Source organism: Brevibacillus sp. NRS-1366, from assembly GCF_050467985.1.
This window is the reverse complement of sequence record NZ_JBITPN010000022.1, coordinates 221,646-239,124: the sequence shown is the minus strand read 5'-3', so window position 1 is coordinate 239,124 and position 17,479 is coordinate 221,646. Positions and strand designations below refer to the sequence as shown.

Sequence of the window (17,479 nt, the reverse complement as noted above, 5' to 3'; positions counted from 1 at the left end):
ATAAGGAATATAGTGGATGAAAAAAACGTTCGGAGGTAATTATGACTGGAAACCTTTCCGTTTTGCTAGCCTTTGCAGCAGGCTTTCTTTCGTTTATCTCCCCGTGCTGCTTGCCGTTGTACCCCTCTTTCTTGTCATACATAACGGGTGTTACCGTGGATGAAGTGAAAAAGGGAAGAGCTGTGTTTCAAAAACAAGCTCTCTTACATACGTTGTTTTTTATTATCGGCTTTTCCATTATCTTCATCGCTTTAGGACTTTCTACTTCGTGGATTGGCAGCTTGTTCGTCAATCAAAAGGACCTCATTCGCCAGCTTGGTGGGATTTTATTGGTGATCATCGGTCTGGTTATGCTGCAGGTGTTCAAAATGGATTGGATGATGCGGTCGTTCAAGGTCGATTTAAAATCACGTCCATTAGGGTATACTGGGTCCATACTGGTTGGAATGACCTACGCTGCTGGATGGACGCCGTGTGTTGGCCCTATTCTTTCCGGGATTATAGTCATGGGTGTGACAGATCCTTCGCGTGCACTGACTTATACGCTCGCGTACACGCTTGGTTTTGCCATTCCGTTTTTCGTGATGACATTCTTCATTAGTAAGGTAAGTGCAATTGTCAAGTATTCGGATCAGTTTATGAAAGTGGGCGGGGGAATCATGATTTTGTTTGGTGTGCTTTTGTACACAGACAAATTAACTGATATTACCCGTGTATTGATCCAGTTGTTCGGCGGCTTTACGGGATTCTAAGCATGTAGTGCAGAGGTGACGAGATGAAAAAGCTGTTGCTGGCGGTACTGATTGCGGTGGGAGTGGGCTATGCTGTCTGGGATCATCCACTGGAATCTGCCGCAGTTGTAGCAGATGTACAAAAACCGGAAGTAGGATTTCTAGCACCCCATTTCACTTTGACCGGCTTAGACAACCAGACGTACAAGGTAGAAGGAAAGCGAAGCAAGCCCGTCATTCTGAACTTCTGGGCTTCGTGGTGTGGACCTTGTCGTATGGAGGCCCCTGATTTGCAGAAGATCTATGAAAAGTACGGTGGACAGGTTGATCTGTATGGCATTAATGTCACCAGCAGCGATAGTCCTGAAGCAGCGAGCGCTTTTGTACAATCGTACAAACTTACATTTCCTGTACCGATGGACGTGGCCGGAACTGTATCGAACCGCTATCTGATTCAGGCATTTCCTACCACTTATTTGATCGACACAAATGGCGTAGTACGCAAAAAAATTATCGGGATGATAGATGCCTCTACGCTGGAATTGGAATTACGACAGCTGTTAACTGAAAAACCTTCATAGACATTGTCGGTCATTCGCCGCTGATTCGAACAGAATCAGTGGCTTTTTCTTGGTCATCCTTGTTCGTGCAAGGCCCATTTTCTGGTCAGAGACGGGTTTTGTACGTTCGCCTAAAGAGTAAGATTGTTCTCCTTCATAGACTGGAGTGAACTAGGGCAAGGGAGGGGAACGGATGGCCAAGTCGAAGAAGGCGAAGAAGAAAAATACACGGCAGCATCCGAATCAAATGAATTTGAAAATCGTCACATCATCTACTTGTCAAGTATGCAAGCAGCAGTGTGCTCGGGGGTTGGCATATCTGGAAAAAATGTCCCAGCCCGGAAAAATAGGATTCGGAGTTCCTTGTATCCTCACGAAACGGCAAACATAGTTTTAGAATCGGGAAGAATAAGGTAAGTGCCCCGATAAATTGGATAATCTCTCTCGTTCGTTATGTAGAGAGATTATTCTTTTTTTCGAAACACATGTGCGCCGCCTCCTGCGTGAACAAATCCGATTGTTACGTACATTGCCTGCTGACTTCGGGGAAACCTTACCTGATGCTGCTTTGCATGGGCGGTGTTTTCATTCGTACTGGGTTGAGCAAATTATATTTCAGTCGGATGGACCACCGGGAGAAAATCGCGACAGTTTATGAGCAAGGGACTACAGATAACATTAAGATAATACGTTAGGTACTCTGGCAGGTTTATGACCCTTGTATTATACTGAAGAGACGGACTTTTGGATGAGGAAGGAGGTCTACTGTGCGACCTTTGCAAATATCACCTGATACAGCGGTTAAGTTAGCTGAAGCTTTGAACGTTCCGTTAGAACGCCTCATGCATATGCCCCAGCACATCCTGTTGCAAAAAATGATGGAACTTGCCAAGCAAGAGCAAGAAGCAAGTGATAACAATACGCCTGACAAACAAGAGTAAGCCGGCATATCAAAGGACATAACGATACATAGGAGGTTTACACATGTCAACGAATGTGGCCCATAAGTTTCGTACTGGATTAAAACCACAAGCTTTTGTTGAGGGGATGACAAAAAATCAGGAAGAGTATCAGAAATGGTCTGAAGCGTTCTCCTGGACCAATGAGGAGGATCGGGAGTTTTTTGCCTCTCTAGCGCACCGCGATGATCTTCGCTGCTTAATTCTCTCCGCAGAATGGTGCGGGGATGTTGTGCGCAATCTCCCAGTTGTACTGCATGCCTTGAAAGATACAGAAATGCCTGTCGAGATTTTGGTCATGGAAGATCATTTGGATTTCATGGATGAGTTTCTGACGATGGGCGGTCGTGCTATTCCAGTTGTCATTTTTGCAGATACTGGCGGACATGTACTTGCAAAGTGGGGACCACGTCCTAAGCATGTGCAAGAGGTCATGATTGCATTTAAACAGCAAAATCCAGATCGAAATGCCCCAGACTACGATGAGAAAATCAAAGTGGCGCGTGCGGAAATGCTTGAGCAGTACGGCGATGGCCCAGGTTATCAAGCCGTAATTGTGAGTGAACTACGAGAACTGCTATCGTCTATTTAATTCATCGAAACACGTAGAATAACATGGAAAGAAAAGGGCGGAGCCTAGACTCCGTCCGTTTTCTTGGAGAAAGGCTGAACCATATGCATTACTACGGAAATGAAACGATCATGTCTTTGGAGCAGGTATTGCGGCTAAAAGCATCGGAGGTTCGCATTTTAGAATGGGTGCGCACATACGAGTTTTTAGAAAATAGCTATGGGATTGATGAATCAGTTCCCTATTTTTTGGAGATCAAGTGTGAGGAAGAGAGTGTGCGGATACGCAAGAACCGGATTCTTGAGTTCCCGGAATTCGCCTGTGAAGAAGAACTCACTTTTCCAGATATAGCGCAAGCTCTCGCTGTTTTTCATGAATGGGCACAAGAAATCCTGAAAAAGAGAGAAAATGAATAGAGAGAATCTATTGACTCAAATATGTGTTCATGATAAATTAATAAATGTCGCTTCTAATTACATGAAGTGAAAATCAAAACAATCTAGCACCATAAGCTGGGGAGATAGTGAAGTGGCTAAACACGGCAGACTGTAAATCTGCTCCCTCCGGGTTCGGCGGTTCGAATCCGTCTCTCCCCACCATTGATTTTTTATCAAGTGTGTGCTAGAATAGCAATACAATATGCCGGTGTGGCGGAATGGCAGACGCGCGCGACTCAAAATCGTGAGGGAAACCGTGGGGGTTCAAGTCCCTTCACCGGCACCACTACTTACATAATCAATAAGCTAGGAATCCCGTTTTGCGGGTGTAGTTTAATGGTAGAACTCTAGCTTCCCAAGCTAGCGGCGTGGGTTCGATTCCCATCACCCGCTCCATAGATTAACCTTTGAAAACCTTGTCGCTGCAAGGTTTTTTCTTTTTCACCCTTGGGGGTAATTGCTGAATACAGCAGTTCCAGAAAACCATCTTTGAGGTGGTTTTCCAGGGAGGGGGGATCTTATACACCTCGAATTTCTCAAGAAACATGAAAAGAGAAGGGCATACACGGACATGTTTCCGTTGCCTTTCTCTTTCTATCATGAGAATCGATTTTTCAATGGACCCTGAGCCACTGTAATGCGTCAAGTCATACTGCTGACATCGTAGGGTACTGCTTGCTGTCTATTAGGAAACAAGCTTTAAACCTGTAACGCCAATAATGATTAGCAGCAAGCTGAAAATGCGAGCGGCGTTTCTCGACTCTCCGAAGAAAATCATGTTGATAAGTACGGCACCTGCTGTACCAATCCCAATCCATACGGCATAAGCAATACTCAGTTGCAAGTAGCCAAATGCCTGATAAAGGAAAGTAAATGACAGGGCAAACCCGCCAGCGAATAAACCGCCATTGCTTATATTTTTCTTTTGGCTAAACAGCTTCAATCCTACAACACCAACGATTTCACTTATTGCAGCAAAAATAACAAATACCCAACCCATTATTATTGCACCCTTTCTTTCACTTTGTTATCGGCTTTATTATCGGCCAGCTTCAAGCCAACGACGCCGGTTACAAGCAACCCAATAAAGAGCAAGGTAAGCAAGTTCATCGTTCCACCAAATAAAAAGGCATCCATGACAACCGTCCCGATCGATCCGACCCCAGCGAATACGGCATAGACGGTTCCTGTCGGCAACCCTTCACAGGACTTTGTCAGAAAATAAAAATCGACGAAAATCACAGCGACCACAAGTGCCCACTGCCATGAAGCTACAGCCGTACTAAACCCAAAAACCCACACCATTTCCAGCAAACACGTGAAGATTACATATTTCCAATATTTATTCATCTTCTCACACACTCCTTAATGAATGATAATCAGTCATTTTCATTCGAGAAAAAACATACTTCACGGACGTAAAGCATGTTCTAGGAACGTCAGCAATTCAGCTTTCTGGTTCGCTTCATTTTGAACGTTGTACGCAGCATATAAATACACTTGCTCCGCAGCAGATTCGATAAGTCCAATCACTAATTTGGCTGTATGAGCGGGGTCAATTGTTTCGCGAACAAGCTGGCGGTTTTTATTCGTTTCTAACAGAGAAGCGACCAAATCGTATAGCGGAGTATAAATCGTTTCCCACTGGCTCATATGCGCTGTAGTTGAAAGCCCTGCGTAAATAAGTACGGAAACATCGCGAAATTCTTCCGTCACCTGAAAGATGGCATCGACCAATTGATTCAGCTGTTTTTGCAGAGGGTCTTCGATAGAAACAGTGGCTTCAATTTTGTTCATGAACTGCAAAACAATCTGCTCCGCTATGGCAGGCATGACAGAAAGCTTGGAGGGAAAATAAAGATAGAACGTTCCATGGGCAATCCCCGCTTTTTGGGCAATGTCTGCGATTTTTGTTTTTTCAATGCCTTTTTCTTTAAAAACTTCGATTGACGCTTGAACGATCTTTGCTTTTTTGTCCATTTGCAGAACCTCCAACCGAAATGACTGATTATCATTCATTTTATCAGAAGGATGGATGTAAGTCAACCTCCATATCAATGACAAGCCTTACCGATTGGCAGAATCGCTTCGCTCATTCAAGATGCGGCTGTGTGAAATTTTCTGGATTTTAAAGGCATGAGCACATTTTTTTCTCCTATCATAAGAATATAATGGAAGGAGCGTGGTAACCCATGGAAAGAAATATGGGAAAAAAGCGGAGAAAGCACACTGGGGAAACGCATTCATCCAAAGTCAATACACCAATGAATACGTTTCAATCAGGGATGTCATCCCAAACATCCACAAACCATTCAAGCCAACAAGTATGGAACTTTTTTTCTGCCCCCACGGTGCATCCAATGAAGGTTACCATAAATATAGATAAACCTGGAACAGCTTCAGGATTCATATTCGTTGCACCATATACGATATTTGGGGAAACCATGATTGGGCAAACAGGGGCACTTATAATGGATCAGGCTGGAAACCCAGTATGGTTTAGGCCGCTTACTAGTATATTTACACAAAATACAGATTTTAGAGTACAATCCTACAGAGGTCAACCAGTTCTTACCATGTGGGAAGGAACGATATCTGGAACTCAGTCCGCAAATCCAAATCTTCCAGATGGTGATCCTGAGCCTGGTGCTTTTTATCTCATCATAAATCAGAATTATCAAGTGATTAAGAAACTCACCGCCAAAAAGGGGTTCAATGCTGATGTTCACGAGTTTACTATTACAAGGCAAAATACAGCTTTGTTTACTGCTGTGAAACAAGTGCCTGCAGATTTAACCCCGTACGGTGGTCCAGCAAATGGATACATTGATAATTACTCCATTCAAGAAGTTGATCTCGTTTCAGGCAAGCTTCTTTTCTTTTGGGATGTGCTAGCGCATGTAGATCCGGTCGACTCGATGGTATCCGCGTCTACTGCAACAAGCTCCAATAATATTTGGGACTGTTTCCACGTAAATTCAGTTGAAGAGGGGCCAAACGATACACTCCTGATTAGCATGAGAAACATGTGGGCAATTTATCATATTGATAAAAAATCGGGAAATATTACTTGGCAGCTTGGTGGAAAACAAAGTGATTTTACATTTGGTCCAAACGCTGCATTTTCTTGGCAACATGATGCACGATATAGATCTGGAAATAGGCTCAGTCTGTTTGACGATGCTTGCTGCGCTTCATCAAGTTCTCCACCACAGGGCTCAGCACGTGGCTTAATTCTTCAGCTCGATTTCCAAAACAAGATTGCGAATGTAGGGCGAACATATTATCACGATCCATTGCTTTTTGTTCCAAGCCAAGGGAATGTTCAAAAACTGTCTAATGGAAATCAATTTATTGGATGGGGACAGGAACCATATCTTTCTGAATTTAAAAAAGCGGGTAATACTGTAAAAGATCCTTCAACGAATTTGATATATGATATGCAGTTTCCTAATCAAAATCTTTCTTACAGGGCGTTTAAGAATGAATGGGTAGGTTTACCTCTTTATCCACCAAGTATTGCTGTTAATATAGTAAGGGAAGATTCTGCAATTGTTTATGCATCATGGAATGGTTCGACAGAAACTGTCTCTTGGCAGGTGCTGGCTGGTCCAACTCAAAAAAATTTGTCAGTGGTGGTAATTAGCACCCCTCGCACAGGATTTGAAACAGATATCCATGTACATTCAGTTGGACCTTATTTCCAGCTAAATGCGTTGAACTCATCTGGTCAAATCTTAGGTACTTCAAGGACTGCTCGTGTGAAGCGAGAAAAGAAATAATCTGATCAAGATTTGTAACCTGGGAGGGAACTGTAAAGAATTCCGTTTCTACTCGAGGTTTTCATAATGGAACAGTTTTGCTTCTACAGCGAAAGCTATTGAACTATTTCTCACTGCATATTCCTATAAACGGAACACATAATTCCGTATCTGGACAAAAACCTTGGTTTGCCGCACATAAAGATTTGGTGAATTCAGGATTTCGCTCACTGAGAAAATTAAAATAGCAGACTATCTCATGATTGCGAGCAGCTAAACTGTTCAGTTGGAAAGAAAGTGGATACTTCTTGTTCACATGGCGATAGTATATCCCTCTTTTGGTGAATGGTGGAAGGTACGCTTGATCTGGTAAAGTAGGAATAATGTCATGGACATTGGCAATCCGAATACTGTTCTTTACCGATTGGTTGAACCGGGAAGCAAAAGCAGGGTCTCCAACACGCGGGCTGCCATAAGTATAAACGAAAGGATTATTAAACTTGGTGTTCAACGCAAAATCCAAAGCAGCTAGTACGGCTAAACCTCCTCCTAAACTGTGACCCGCGACGAATAATCTTTTTGATCTGGAAAGCAGTTTTACGTTTTTAATCAATTCATTTCTTGTTGATTGATAAATACAGGTAAATCCGCGATGGGTTTTTCCTGTATTTTTGACAAAAGGATAGGGTACCTGATACAAGTCCTGGTCCGACTCATTGTCGTTAAATGTGCGGGTTCCTCGAAAAGCAACAATAATTTTATCCTTTGATTCCACAATAAAACCAAACACTTCCGGCTCTGGTTCTTCAACGCCAGAAAGTGCGCGAATGGTATAGCGAAGGCTAAATCCTTTCGGCAAGACAAGGGATTCCATTTCAAAAAGCTGGTATGCCTGATGAATCATGGCCGAAAGCACTATCGCATCTTCACTGCTATAAATACGATCTTGACCTGAGCTAACCATAAAGGTGGCTCCTTTCTTATTTGTAAGGCTACAAAGACTTGCAAGCTCCTTGAAACGGAAAACAGATTTCGGCATCGGGACAAAAACCGGGATTATCTTCGCATAATAATTGAGCAAAGTCAGGATCAATATGGCTAATGCTTTTAAAATAGCAGGCGATGCTATCATTACGGGGCGTATTATTTAGTTGAAACGCGATTGGAAACTTTGTTTTTACATGTTGATAGAATAAACCTTGCTCTGTAAACGGGGGCGGATACTTTTGCGTGGGGAAAGTAGGATAGGAGTCGTGAATATTGACAATTCGGATACTGTTGTTGACTACTTGATTGTATCGGAGTGCAAAGTCAGGGTCGCCAATGCGAGGACTGCCGTACGTATATACGATAGGATTAAACTTCGTGTTTACTGCAATATCAAAGGCAGCTAACACTGCCAAGGCCCCTCCGTAGTTATGGCCCGTAATAAACAATGTTTTTGATGCGCGTAAAGCATGTAATGTCTTGACGATTCCATCTCTTGCGGATTGATAAAGACAAGTGAATCCACGCGAGGTTTTGCCCGCATCCTTCACGAACGGATAGGGCACTTGAAGGATGTCATAGGCTGCTAAAAGGTCCGCAGGATATGCAGCGTAGCCTCTAAACGCTAAAATGATTTGATCTTTTGACTCTGCAATAAAACCATATACATGTTCGGTAGGCTCCTCTACATCAGCAAAAGCATGGATGGTATATCGAAGGTTAAAGCCTTTTGGTAAGATAAGCCTCCCGTCAAAAAATAATGGATATGTCTGATAGCTCATTGCTGCAAGTAATATTGCAGTTTTGCTATTAAAAATCATTCTTTTATCTGAGAGAACCATGTTTACACAATTCCTTTCCAAACAAGTTACGCAAAATGTGGGGACTATCAGTAAAGTGTATTCGGATGACGCCTATTTTGAGCCTATGCTTAGACAGTTGAGTGCGTGCTTGTATGAAGGAAATTCATCAAGAATCTATGATTTTATAGAAGAAACGGAGAGGAAACTCGGGGTGTGTGGGAAATGGAAGATTTTCAGGTGGAATGGACGACCCTACCTATAAAATAGTCGTAGAACCGTTGCTTGCAGATACTTCTACACATTTAATGGTGACAGATGAAGCTGGGAATACTTCTGATGATGTCATTCACCCCGTTCATTAAGAATCACTTAAAGAGAATCCCTTAAGGAGAAATCCTAAGGGTTTTTCTTTATAAAAAGCGCCAGTCAAACAGGATGATCCATGTTAGACTGGCATGGCTAAGTTACTCACTTTTTATTTCTTTCGCTTACCTTTTAAGTTCGAGATGAATCAATGGAAATGGCCGTCCCGATCCGTCTAATTCTGAACGGCCTGTTTGCACAAAGCCATATCGGCTGTAGAAACCGTGAGCTCCCTCGTTCTGCTCGTTGACATCGACTTGGAGATTGCTTCCATGCCGTTTTTCAGCATGCTTGATCAATCGACTACCAGTTCCTTTCCCGTGGTAATAGGGGTCAACGAACAACATCTCAATTTTTGTTCCCACAAGTCCAATAAATCCAATTGGTTCTTTCCTTTCGTTCACTTCCATCCATACCTCAAGCCAAACATTCATTTTAAGAGCGCTCTTGGGAACATATTATACATACTTTTGAGAACTTTCTTTTCATGTTCACCTCTGATCTGCGAGCAGACTCACGTCCTTTGGCAGCGATGCCCGGTCATTTTTTTCTGTGTTTTTTAGGGGGGCTAATAATCGTTCCTTGGATCACAAAACCGATGATAAGAATTCCAATAATAGCGATCAGACGAATCAAACTAAGGGTGATCCATGCAGTAACAACCAACAGAACAACTAAGACGATTAGCCAAAATAAAAGAGTCTTCAGATCCATAATCAGATCTCCTCCATTTCTTGGGTAATCCTTCTGAAGTACAAGCAAAATGAATCAAAAAGTTGCTTAATGCCCAATAGTATGAGTTTGTGCTTCCAAGTTCCAAAAGAGTCCAAAAATAAACAAAATAATGACAGAAATTATCAGAACGAATGTCCATTTTGTGCGGACAACGTACACGGTGAATTAAGATTTCATTTTTGATTTCTAAAGTCGAAGGTATCAGTAGGAACATGAAGAGTATGTCCGTTTATGACTACTGTGCTGTTATCCTTCCATTGAATATCCGCAGTTTCTTCACGATAATTCCAATAGATATTTTTTGTCTTATGATTTCGGTTGTTGAATACTAATTCACCTCGTATAGCATATGAAGTTGTAGCTCCTCCATTCGTGAGATATGCTTTTAACGTGTAAGTTCCATCTGGAGAGGTGACTTCTGTAAGATAATCTCCTGTTGGCAATCTATTCATATCAAAAAATGCCCAATATACTCCATAGCCAATGAGACCAGCACATAAAAGACTGCTAATAAGAAGCGTTTTTAGTATTCTTTTCATTATTCTTTTCATTTTTGTTTCCTTTCTTGCTTGAACATGATCACGCTTTGAAGAAGAAAACAGCCACCTGCGAAAAACCAAATGAAGAGTTCAAGATTCGAGATATTGTCTCTGAATAATTTCCAGCGGGCATTGATCATCCAAAGGATACCTACAATGAATACAAAATACTTACGCATGTCATCACCTAGTTATTTATTCCTTCCAGTTGGCCACGTTCATCGCATAGACACAGGAAGGATAAAGTATCTCTTGCGCTTTCACTGAGGAAGCGAGTTTTGTAATCGGGAGAGTATATGATTGATTCTTTCTTGGTCCATCCTTCGCAAGTCATCTCGTGTAAGCGATTCTGTAATGAGTTGAATAACCTCTGCGTGTTTTCGTAATTTCTCTTCCGTTTTTTTGGTATCAAAGCCTAATGAATCACGGTATATGTAGTTGCTAAGATCAGCTGCAGTTAACGAAAACTCATGCGTAATGTTAGAAAGATCTATGTCGTCATGGCCAAAAAGGAAACTTGTGTTATACAAAGCAGAGTTCGCATTTTCGATACTGCGGAGTAAGTACAAGGAATTCTTGATACGATCGCCTTTTGCATCGCTCGTTAAGATTTCTTCTACCGTCGTTTTGACATGGTTCAGACGTCCATAATCAGCAGACGTAAAGCTAAGTAAGTGTTGCACAGACGCTGCTTTTCCTTTTTGATAAAAATAACTTCCACTTAGACAAGCGCTAAGTACAACTGCTGAAATCATTATGATGAGCTGCTTTTTCATTTGAAACCCCGCCTTTTGAAATATATGGAAATCATATCATAGATTCCAAATGAGGTGGTTGTTTAAAATGGCAAGAACTTTTTAAACAGTAGAAAGGTGATTTTCATACGGAAAGACAAACAAGACATGCGTACTGACATGTCTTGCTTGTGTATTTGCATGGGGAGGGATTATTTCGTGATTCGCTCATACCGTCATAGGTAATAATTATCGTTCAGTAGAGAGTCTATTTATTATTTCATCTGCACCTTGTTTCAATCTAGCAATGATCGTATCGTAGTTTTTAAGTTCCATTCGTGAAGACGGTCCCGAAACACTCAAAGCCGCGAGTAGGTGACCAGTGGAATCTTTTATAGGAACAGCAATACATGACAAACCGTACTCCCATTCTTCTTTCTCAAGTGAATATCCATCAGTGATAATTTGGTCCTTCTGTTTTGAAAATTCATCATACGATGTGATCGTGTTTGCGGTTTGTCTTTCGAATGTTGTCTGAGTAAAATAACCTTTAATATCAGAGTCGGGCATGTTTGCTAAAAAAACTTTTCCTAAGGATGAATTATGCAAAGAACAAGTAGGGGGCAAGATTGAAACGAGAATGGATGCTTCGCCCTGTTCACTGTGCAGGATAACAATTTGGTTTTCATGTAAAACTCCGATATTTGCGGTTTCACCAATATCTTGTGCTATTTCCTTTAATACAGGTTTCGCGACGGAAAGAAGGTTTATATCTTTTTTTGCCTTTTGTCCATATACAATGAGAGCTTTTCCAAGTCTATACTCATTTTCAAATAACGGATCCCGCTCAACCATTCCCCATTTTTCCAAGGTGCTGATTATTCGAAAAACATTTGCTTTCGGTAAATCTAAGTACTTTGCAAGTTGTGAAATACCCGCAGTACTCTCTGATTTCAGCATGTAGTCCAAGATTTTCATGGCTCGATCGACCATGGCTACATTATATTGTTTCTCAGTAGATTCGCTATCGATTGTATGATCGTCCATTTTCCTCATCCTTTCAACTTTGCTGTGAAGGCAATAAGGCAGGAGAGCCATAAACTGGCCTTCCTGCCCATCTACTTGTATCCGTACTTATAGTGGATGGTTATACCTTAGCCTCTGTGATGAGCTTCTCTATTATATCACAAAAGATATTCATTTCTTCTTCGCTCCCGATACTAACACGTAAATAATTGTTAATACGGGGTTGTTTATAATGTCTTACAAGTACGCCTTCCTGTTTCAGTTGTTCATAAAGATAGATAGCAGGGATATCTCTATGGGTCATGAAAATAAAACTTCCTTTTGAATTTGTCAAAGTAAAGCCTAGATTTTGCAGCTTTCTTGTAACCATTTCTCGTGTTGTAATAATCCGATTCTTCATTTCTACGAAGTAATCGTCATCTTTGATTGCGGCCACTGCGCCGTACATAGCTAGGCGGTCTACCGTAAACGAGTTGTAAGAATCCTTCATTCTTTTAATTCCCTTTATTAACTCTGCGTTCCCGATGGCAAAACCGATTCGAAGACCGGCTAGAGAACGCGATTTGGAAAATGTTTGAACAATTAATAAATTATCGTATTTATCAATCAAACTTGCAGCTGTTTCTTCCCCAAAATCGATATAGGCTTCATCAATCAAAACAACCCCATCCGGGTTTGCACGAACTATTTTTTCAATCTCGGACAGATTCATATAAATTCCACTAGGTGCGTTCGGATTGGGAAGAACGATTCCCCCAAACTGACTTCTTGGGTGAAATTTTTTATAGTTATCCCAGTTATAATCATTAGGGTTGACGCTCAAATCTTCTTGTAATGGAACTTCAATAAATTCGGATTCAAAGTATTTGGCGAAGGTGAAATAAAAATTATACGTTATATCTGGGCATAATATTGCCTTTCCGGCAAAAAAAGCTGCAAATGCAAAAGCAAGTACCTCATCTGATCCGTTTCCTGCAAAAATATTTTCTTCATTGACGTTATTATATTCAGCCAAAGCTTTTACCAAAACGGTTGCTTCCGGATCAGAATACAAATTCAGTTTGTGAATCTCCTCTTGGATAGCTTTACCTACAGAAGGGGAGGGGGGATAAGGATTTTCATTACTATTTAATTTAATATACTTTTTATCGCTTGGCTGCTCTCCAGGAGTGTATGGAAATGCTTTCAAAGCCAATCTGCTGTAAAATTTACTCATGGGTAATTATGGCCTCCTTCTTATTTGAACTCTTTTTGTACGGCAGAAAGTAAAGAATCAACTTGTTCCTTCCAAAGCAATTCCCCTTTTTCCTTACTAGCTTTGGTAGCCTTCCAGAGGTTTCCGCTTTTCGTCAGCATTTTGTCGGGTGCCGGAAGAATATCATACCAACATACTTCTTCTGGACAATCATCCACAGCTGCGTCCATATTCACCAATTCTGGCTTCAGATGAAGCATGAGAGAAGTTTCGTAGATCGAGGCATGTTCGAGACCCCAACCAGCAAAATCGTCACCAAAAACGGCATCCATCGTTTGCGATGAGAAACCATTCACAAGCATGTCGAAAACTAAGATTTTTGTATCGGAACGTCGCTCATTTTGGTAAGCTTCAAAAGCTGCTTCATATACAAAGGCTGCATTTTCCATATGTCCATTAAAAATGGCTATTTTTTTGAATCCATCTGCAATCAATTCGTCTAAAATACCAACCAGCAAGCTTGTAAATACGTTTCCTTTGACAGAAATGGTACCTACAAAGCCTTCACCACCACCACTTAAGGGTCTTGATTTACAACCATATACGACGGGGGGAGCTACAATCATATTGGACTCATTTGCTACAGCAACGGCTGATTCCACTGCAATAATCGTGTCAGTGGAGACTGGTAGATGATAGCCATGCTGCTCGGTAGACCCAACAGGCAAAATGATCCCCATTCCGCTTTTGATTGCGGATTCGATGTCAAGTCTTGTCATTTCCCACATTTTTCTCGTTTTCAAAATGAATCACACCTCTATTCGCTTGATCGTAAAATTAAAAGGTATGTGCCTTTAGCCAATCGATGTAGAGCTTCATCCCTTTTTCGAGACTTACCTCAGGTTTATAACCGAGGTCTTCCTCAGCGGCTTTAATAGAGAAGAATCCGTGAACATCCCAGCCTTCAATATCCCCAGGTCCCACCTCAAAATCAGCTGTCGGGATAATTTCCTTGATGATGTCCAGAATTTCTCCGAAAGTTGGTTGGTAGCCACTTGAAATATTGTAGGCTGATAGATCACTTCTTTTTTCACTAAAGCAAGCTTTAATAGATGCATTCACGACGTCAGTGATGAACACCATATTAAACTTCTGGTCTCTTCCACGTGGTAATGAATATTTTTCGCCAGCTACGGCAGCCTTGATCGCATCACGTGCAAATTCAGGCATGACTTGGCCGGGACCATAAACGGCACAGCTTCTCAATGAAATAATATCCATCCCAAAGGACCAGTTGTACGCGCGGGCCATCATTTCAGCGGTTGCCTTGGTTACACCATATGGGGTTCTTGGACACAAGGGTTGGTCCTCTGTTACAACGTCTACCTTGGCATGTCCATACGCAGCATCTGAGCTATAGCAAACAATTCGCTTAATTCCTGTAAGGCGTGCAGCTTCAAACACAGATAATAATCCCATTGTGTTCGCTTCCACCGTTCCAACAGGCATGACAAGAGAAATGTCAGGATGTGATTGTGCGGCTGTGTGAATAATTCTGTCCACTTTGTGTTCTTGGATAGTCGTAATCAGACGTGGAATATCACTAAGTTCACCAATAACAAAGATATTTTTAGGATTTTCAAAAGGTAATGACATGTCCCTATTGTAATTAATGACTGTATGGCCTTCTTTCAACAGTTCTTCTACGATATAACGCCCCATATAACCTTTTCCGCCAGTCACCATGATATTCATGTAAAAAACCTCCCTGGAATTTTGGGTATTACGAATGACGTGATTCTCTTTTCTCACGCGGTCGAATGTAAAGGAAATAGTAAACGAAAGCAATCAAGTAAAAAATTCCTGCTGTTACCATGTCTTTCAAGGATTGCGATGAAATCGCTACAACTAAACCAATGATCACCACAATCGGTGGCAAGGGATACAACGGCATCTTAAATGGTCGGGGAATCTCAGGATTTTTGACTCTGCTGACGATAGCTCCAATGGCTATAAGAAGATACACCGTTGCAATCAGAATGCTTCCAAATGTAACAAGATTGATCAAGGATGAAGCAAATACCATCACGATGGAAACGGTTGCAATCGTAAGAGTTGCAACCCAAGGAATTTGAGCCTTACCAGATACTTTCGTCACTGCATCATTCACCACATCTGGCCAAACACGGTCTCTCGCTCCTGTATAAAACACCCTTGCCATGTAGATGATCAGCACAACAAGTGCGGTGAATGATGCGAGCAAGACACCTACATTAATAAGCGTGGTAATGACTGGACCACCATGAATTTCAACAATATGCAATAAAGGAGATACCGCTGATAAGTATTCTTTGAGATCTGGTGCCGCAATCATCGATCCGATTAATGTGATTGACATTAACACAGCGGTTAGAATTGCGGAAATGAGGACTGCCTTCCCAACATTTCTGCTTGTCCCTTTTGTTTCCTCAGCAAATCCTAGAGATGCCGCATAACCATCAATGACACCAAACAATATTCCCATCGACATAAGGACACCTGTAAATCCGGTTGCCATCAGACCGGTATGTGTTTCATTCAGCATTTGAGGCGAAAAAATAAGCTCCGTTAATGGTCTCTGGGTATGTGTAAAGCAAATGAACAGAAACACTCCCAGGATAGCCATCTGAATCACCATTAAAATTTTCGTTACGGTACTACTTGTAGCAATATCTTTGATTCCCACTAAGAGCGCTACCAATAATACAATCGCGGCAATCAGGCTGGTTGCCAATGGAGTCTGTGGCAATTCAGGAAAGAGCAACTGAAGGTAAGTCGCAACACCTAATGCCAGAGATGGGGGAAAGATAAAAGCCTGCAACATAAAGGTTAACACAGCAATAAAGGTAAGAGGCTTCGGTAATAGATGCCGAACTATGGAATACAGCCCTCCTGAAATTGGATATAGGGCCCCAAGCTCAGCTAGAACAATTCCGATAAAGATTACCAAAATACTTTGCAGAATGGCCGCTGCTGCACTAGCAGTACCGGTAACAGCTAGGGGAGCAAGAGCGAAGATGAATATCGCCATTACAGGTGAAGCATTGGCTACTGCCATCGTTACGTTGCCGCTAACCGTTAATGTTCGCTGGAGCTCCTGTCTATAACCCAGCTCTTCGAGTCTGGCTTGGGCCCCAATCATTTTAGGGTCTGAGTTCTCCATACTTTTCTGATCCCTCCTTCGATGTTGAAACGGCGTTTCAACGAAATGATAGCATAGAAAAATTGGTGCTTCAACTAAAATTTCAGATGATTCATACATAACTATGTTTTTGAAGAGTGATATTTTTCAGGAAGAGAAGCTTACTATTTTACACGAGGTGAGTCGAATGAAGAGCAGGGATTACCGTAATTGGGTAATAGAAAAGTTGACATTGGAAAGGAGGGTTTATACCTGACGAGGCAGGTGAAATCGAGAGGGGGAAGACTGGTGAGGAAATCATTGGACTCGTAGTTGGTCATTCCGCGTGAGGGAAAAAAGTCCCTTAATGGAAAAACAAAAACCAGTCAAACACTTTTATAGCGGTGTGTTTGTAACTGGTTATAGAATAAAAACTTATTTTTTCTAAGCCAAACGATATTCGGATTTTACTTATGCCACTTTTCTTCTTGGTCGGCGAACAAGCTCACCAGTACAGTTTGGACAGGTTGCATTCATTTCATTTGTACAATCTTTGCAAAAAGTACATTCGTAACTACAGATGTATGCTTCTTGATTAGGCTCAACTTGCTTCTGGCATTTCTCGCAACGATCTCTCATTTCTAACATAGTGACAAGCCCCTCTCCATGATATGTATAAAAATCCTTGTGTTTATGGCAAAATATAACATTTCAGAGCGGTGAAGTAAACAAAATATCTCAGTAGTTATTTAACTGACAGCCTCTGAATAATTAGTTTTAGACTAATCCGATCAAAGAACAACAACGGCAGTCTAGGAATAGTAAATAAAGTCCTAGACTGCCACTGTTTTGTCTTCAACTATTTAACTATCGAACCCGTCGAATTCAAGGAAAGCGAGAATTTAGAGAGCCTTCATG

At 41.6% G+C, this 17,479-nt stretch carries 22 protein-coding genes, 3 tRNA genes and 1 pseudogene; 11 read left to right on the top strand and 15 right to left on the bottom strand.

The features are described from left to right. Window positions 1-41: 41 nt before the first annotated feature. The 9 genes from ACIFQN_RS17830 to ACIFQN_RS17790 all read left to right on the top strand — a co-directional run bounded on the left by ACIFQN_RS17830 (window position 42) and on the right by ACIFQN_RS17790 (window position 3,654). The gene (locus ACIFQN_RS17830) at window positions 42-752 is read left to right on the top strand and encodes a cytochrome c biogenesis CcdA family protein (RefSeq protein WP_429834369.1); all 711 of its coding nucleotides are present in this window, start codon (window positions 42-44) and stop codon (window positions 750-752) included. A gap of 23 nt (window positions 753-775) precedes the next feature. Beyond that, window positions 776-1,312 carry a TlpA family protein disulfide reductase gene (locus ACIFQN_RS17825; RefSeq protein ID WP_429834368.1) on the top strand — a complete coding sequence of 179 codons (537 nt, stop codon included), beginning with the start codon at window positions 776-778 and terminating at the stop codon, window positions 1,310-1,312. 172 nt (window positions 1,313-1,484) lie between these two features. Then, window positions 1,485-1,682, top strand: a complete 198-nt coding sequence (locus ACIFQN_RS17820) for a hypothetical protein (RefSeq protein ID WP_429834367.1) — start codon at window positions 1,485-1,487, stop codon at window positions 1,680-1,682. 376 nt (window positions 1,683-2,058) lie between these two features. Beyond that, window positions 2,059-2,232 carry a YycC family protein gene (locus ACIFQN_RS17815; RefSeq protein WP_429834366.1) on the top strand — a complete coding sequence of 58 codons (174 nt, stop codon included), beginning with the start codon at window positions 2,059-2,061 and terminating at the stop codon, window positions 2,230-2,232. A gap of 43 nt (window positions 2,233-2,275) precedes the next feature. Then, a complete protein-coding gene (locus tag ACIFQN_RS17810) occupies window positions 2,276-2,842 on the top strand; it encodes a thioredoxin family protein (RefSeq protein WP_429834365.1) in 567 nt (188 codons plus the stop codon). An 83-nt stretch (window positions 2,843-2,925) separates the two neighbouring features. After that, window positions 2,926-3,237: a hypothetical protein gene (locus tag ACIFQN_RS17805; RefSeq protein ID WP_429834364.1), complete on the top strand. Its 312-nt coding sequence runs from the start codon at window positions 2,926-2,928 to the stop codon at window positions 3,235-3,237. Window positions 3,238-3,335: 98 nt separating this feature from the next. Then, window positions 3,336-3,420 (top strand) — tRNA-Tyr (locus ACIFQN_RS17800). Between the two features lie 42 nt (window positions 3,421-3,462). Then, window positions 3,463-3,544, top strand: a tRNA-Leu gene (locus ACIFQN_RS17795). Window positions 3,545-3,580: 36 nt separating this feature from the next. Further along, window positions 3,581-3,654 (top strand) — tRNA-Gly (locus ACIFQN_RS17790). A 289-nt stretch (window positions 3,655-3,943) separates the two neighbouring features. Here ACIFQN_RS17790 and ACIFQN_RS17785 read toward each other — a convergent pair. Genes ACIFQN_RS17785 through ACIFQN_RS17775 form a run of 3 tightly spaced genes read right to left on the bottom strand, consistent with a single transcriptional unit; the run spans window position 3,944 to window position 5,238 of the window. Next, window positions 3,944-4,258 carry a DMT family transporter gene (locus ACIFQN_RS17785; protein ID WP_429834363.1) on the bottom strand — a complete coding sequence of 105 codons (315 nt, stop codon included), beginning with the start codon at window positions 4,256-4,258 and terminating at the stop codon, window positions 3,944-3,946. A 2-nt stretch (window positions 4,259-4,260) separates the two neighbouring features. Further along, window positions 4,261-4,608: a DMT family transporter gene (locus tag ACIFQN_RS17780; RefSeq protein WP_429834362.1), complete on the bottom strand. Its 348-nt coding sequence runs from the start codon at window positions 4,606-4,608 to the stop codon at window positions 4,261-4,263. 60 nt (window positions 4,609-4,668) lie between these two features. Continuing rightward, window positions 4,669-5,238: a TetR family transcriptional regulator gene (locus ACIFQN_RS17775; protein ID WP_429834361.1), complete on the bottom strand. Its 570-nt coding sequence runs from the start codon at window positions 5,236-5,238 to the stop codon at window positions 4,669-4,671. Window positions 5,239-5,450: 212 nt separating this feature from the next. On the opposite strand from ACIFQN_RS17775, the gene ACIFQN_RS17770 reads away from it, so the two are divergent. Then, window positions 5,451-7,040 carry an arylsulfotransferase family protein gene (locus tag ACIFQN_RS17770; protein WP_429834360.1) on the top strand — a complete coding sequence of 530 codons (1,590 nt, stop codon included), beginning with the start codon at window positions 5,451-5,453 and terminating at the stop codon, window positions 7,038-7,040. Between the two features lie 103 nt (window positions 7,041-7,143). Here ACIFQN_RS17770 and ACIFQN_RS17765 read toward each other — a convergent pair whose 3' ends face one another. Both ACIFQN_RS17765 and ACIFQN_RS17760 read right to left on the bottom strand, forming a co-directional pair. Further along, entirely contained in the window at window positions 7,144-7,983 is an 840-nt protein-coding gene (locus tag ACIFQN_RS17765) for a lipase family protein (protein ID WP_429834359.1), read from the bottom strand. A 28-nt stretch (window positions 7,984-8,011) separates the two neighbouring features. Then, window positions 8,012-8,848, bottom strand: a complete 837-nt coding sequence (locus tag ACIFQN_RS17760) for a lipase family protein (protein WP_429834358.1) — start codon at window positions 8,846-8,848, stop codon at window positions 8,012-8,014. Between the two features lie 176 nt (window positions 8,849-9,024). Here ACIFQN_RS17760 and ACIFQN_RS17755 point away from each other — a divergent pair, with 176 nt between their 5' ends. Further along, entirely contained in the window at window positions 9,025-9,171 is a 147-nt protein-coding gene (locus ACIFQN_RS17755) for a hypothetical protein (RefSeq protein WP_429834357.1), read from the top strand. A gap of 126 nt (window positions 9,172-9,297) precedes the next feature. Here ACIFQN_RS17755 and ACIFQN_RS17750 read toward each other — a convergent pair. From ACIFQN_RS17750 to ACIFQN_RS17705, 10 genes and pseudogenes are all read right to left on the bottom strand, one after another. After that, window positions 9,298-9,594 (bottom strand): annotated as a pseudogene (locus ACIFQN_RS17750) (GNAT family N-acetyltransferase); the annotation flags it as partial. A 118-nt stretch (window positions 9,595-9,712) separates the two neighbouring features. Further along, complete coding sequence (locus ACIFQN_RS17745; protein ID WP_429834356.1) at window positions 9,713-9,886, bottom strand: hypothetical protein; 174 nt, start codon at window positions 9,884-9,886, stop codon at window positions 9,713-9,715. Window positions 9,887-10,080: 194 nt separating this feature from the next. After that, on the bottom strand, window positions 10,081-10,458 hold the full coding sequence (locus tag ACIFQN_RS17740) for a DUF5412 domain-containing protein (protein WP_429834355.1): 378 nt from the start codon (window positions 10,456-10,458) through the stop codon (window positions 10,081-10,083). Between the two features lie 248 nt (window positions 10,459-10,706). Continuing rightward, entirely contained in the window at window positions 10,707-11,222 is a 516-nt protein-coding gene (locus ACIFQN_RS17735; protein WP_429834354.1) for a hypothetical protein, read from the bottom strand. A 207-nt stretch (window positions 11,223-11,429) separates the two neighbouring features. Continuing rightward, a complete protein-coding gene (locus tag ACIFQN_RS17730) occupies window positions 11,430-12,227 on the bottom strand; it encodes an IclR family transcriptional regulator (protein WP_429834353.1) in 798 nt (265 codons plus the stop codon). Between the two features lie 100 nt (window positions 12,228-12,327). Then, on the bottom strand, window positions 12,328-13,422 hold the full coding sequence (hisC, locus tag ACIFQN_RS17725) for a histidinol-phosphate transaminase (RefSeq protein ID WP_429834352.1): 1,095 nt from the start codon (window positions 13,420-13,422) through the stop codon (window positions 12,328-12,330). A 20-nt stretch (window positions 13,423-13,442) separates the two neighbouring features. Beyond that, a complete protein-coding gene (locus ACIFQN_RS17720) occupies window positions 13,443-14,180 on the bottom strand; it encodes a creatininase (protein ID WP_429834908.1) in 738 nt (245 codons plus the stop codon). A gap of 58 nt (window positions 14,181-14,238) precedes the next feature. Further along, window positions 14,239-15,156, bottom strand: coding sequence for an NAD-dependent epimerase/dehydratase family protein (locus ACIFQN_RS17715; RefSeq protein ID WP_429834351.1), 918 nt, complete (start codon window positions 15,154-15,156; stop codon window positions 14,239-14,241). 28 nt (window positions 15,157-15,184) lie between these two features. Further along, a complete protein-coding gene (locus ACIFQN_RS17710; RefSeq protein WP_429834350.1) occupies window positions 15,185-16,603 on the bottom strand; it encodes an APC family permease in 1,419 nt (472 codons plus the stop codon). 429 nt (window positions 16,604-17,032) lie between these two features. Then, window positions 17,033-17,209: a DUF1272 domain-containing protein gene (locus ACIFQN_RS17705; protein WP_429834349.1), complete on the bottom strand. Its 177-nt coding sequence runs from the start codon at window positions 17,207-17,209 to the stop codon at window positions 17,033-17,035. Window positions 17,210-17,479: the final 270 nt, after the last annotated feature.

Bases quoted from the DNA above. Each gene is read 5' to 3' on its own strand.
- ACIFQN_RS17805 (WP_429834364.1), top strand. From the start codon at position 2,926: ATGCATTACTACGGAAATGAAACGATCATGTCTTTGGAGCAGGTATTG.
- ACIFQN_RS17830 (WP_429834369.1), top strand. From the start codon at position 42: ATGACTGGAAACCTTTCCGTTTTGCTAGCCTTTGCAGCAGGCTTTCTT.
- ACIFQN_RS17765 (WP_429834359.1), bottom strand. From the start codon at position 7,983: ATGGTTAGCTCAGGTCAAGATCGTATTTATAGCAGTGAAGATGCGATA.
- ACIFQN_RS17730 (WP_429834353.1), bottom strand. From the start codon at position 12,227: ATGGACGATCATACAATCGATAGCGAATCTACTGAGAAACAATATAAT.
- ACIFQN_RS17720 (WP_429834908.1), bottom strand. From the start codon at position 14,180: ATGACAAGACTTGACATCGAATCCGCAATCAAAAGCGGAATGGGGATC.
- ACIFQN_RS17745 (WP_429834356.1), bottom strand. From the start codon at position 9,886: ATGGATCTGAAGACTCTTTTATTTTGGCTAATCGTCTTAGTTGTTCTG.
- ACIFQN_RS17705 (WP_429834349.1), bottom strand. From the start codon at position 17,209: ATGTTAGAAATGAGAGATCGTTGCGAGAAATGCCAGAAGCAAGTTGAG.
- ACIFQN_RS17710 (WP_429834350.1), bottom strand. From the start codon at position 16,603: ATGGAGAACTCAGACCCTAAAATGATTGGGGCCCAAGCCAGACTCGAA.
- ACIFQN_RS17760 (WP_429834358.1), bottom strand. From the start codon at position 8,848: ATGGTTCTCTCAGATAAAAGAATGATTTTTAATAGCAAAACTGCAATA.
- ACIFQN_RS17740 (WP_429834355.1), bottom strand. From the start codon at position 10,458: ATGAAAAGAATAATGAAAAGAATACTAAAAACGCTTCTTATTAGCAGT.
- ACIFQN_RS17820 (WP_429834367.1), top strand. From the start codon at position 1,485: ATGGCCAAGTCGAAGAAGGCGAAGAAGAAAAATACACGGCAGCATCCG.
- hisC (WP_429834352.1), bottom strand. From the start codon at position 13,422: ATGAGTAAATTTTACAGCAGATTGGCTTTGAAAGCATTTCCATACACT.
- ACIFQN_RS17775 (WP_429834361.1), bottom strand. From the start codon at position 5,238: ATGGACAAAAAAGCAAAGATCGTTCAAGCGTCAATCGAAGTTTTTAAA.
- ACIFQN_RS17715 (WP_429834351.1), bottom strand. From the start codon at position 15,156: ATGAATATCATGGTGACTGGCGGAAAAGGTTATATGGGGCGTTATATC.
- ACIFQN_RS17785 (WP_429834363.1), bottom strand. From the start codon at position 4,258: ATGGGTTGGGTATTTGTTATTTTTGCTGCAATAAGTGAAATCGTTGGT.
- ACIFQN_RS17810 (WP_429834365.1), top strand. From the start codon at position 2,276: ATGTCAACGAATGTGGCCCATAAGTTTCGTACTGGATTAAAACCACAA.
- ACIFQN_RS17770 (WP_429834360.1), top strand. From the start codon at position 5,451: ATGGAAAGAAATATGGGAAAAAAGCGGAGAAAGCACACTGGGGAAACG.
- ACIFQN_RS17735 (WP_429834354.1), bottom strand. From the start codon at position 11,222: ATGAAAAAGCAGCTCATCATAATGATTTCAGCAGTTGTACTTAGCGCT.
- ACIFQN_RS17825 (WP_429834368.1), top strand. From the start codon at position 776: ATGAAAAAGCTGTTGCTGGCGGTACTGATTGCGGTGGGAGTGGGCTAT.
- ACIFQN_RS17780 (WP_429834362.1), bottom strand. From the start codon at position 4,608: ATGAATAAATATTGGAAATATGTAATCTTCACGTGTTTGCTGGAAATG.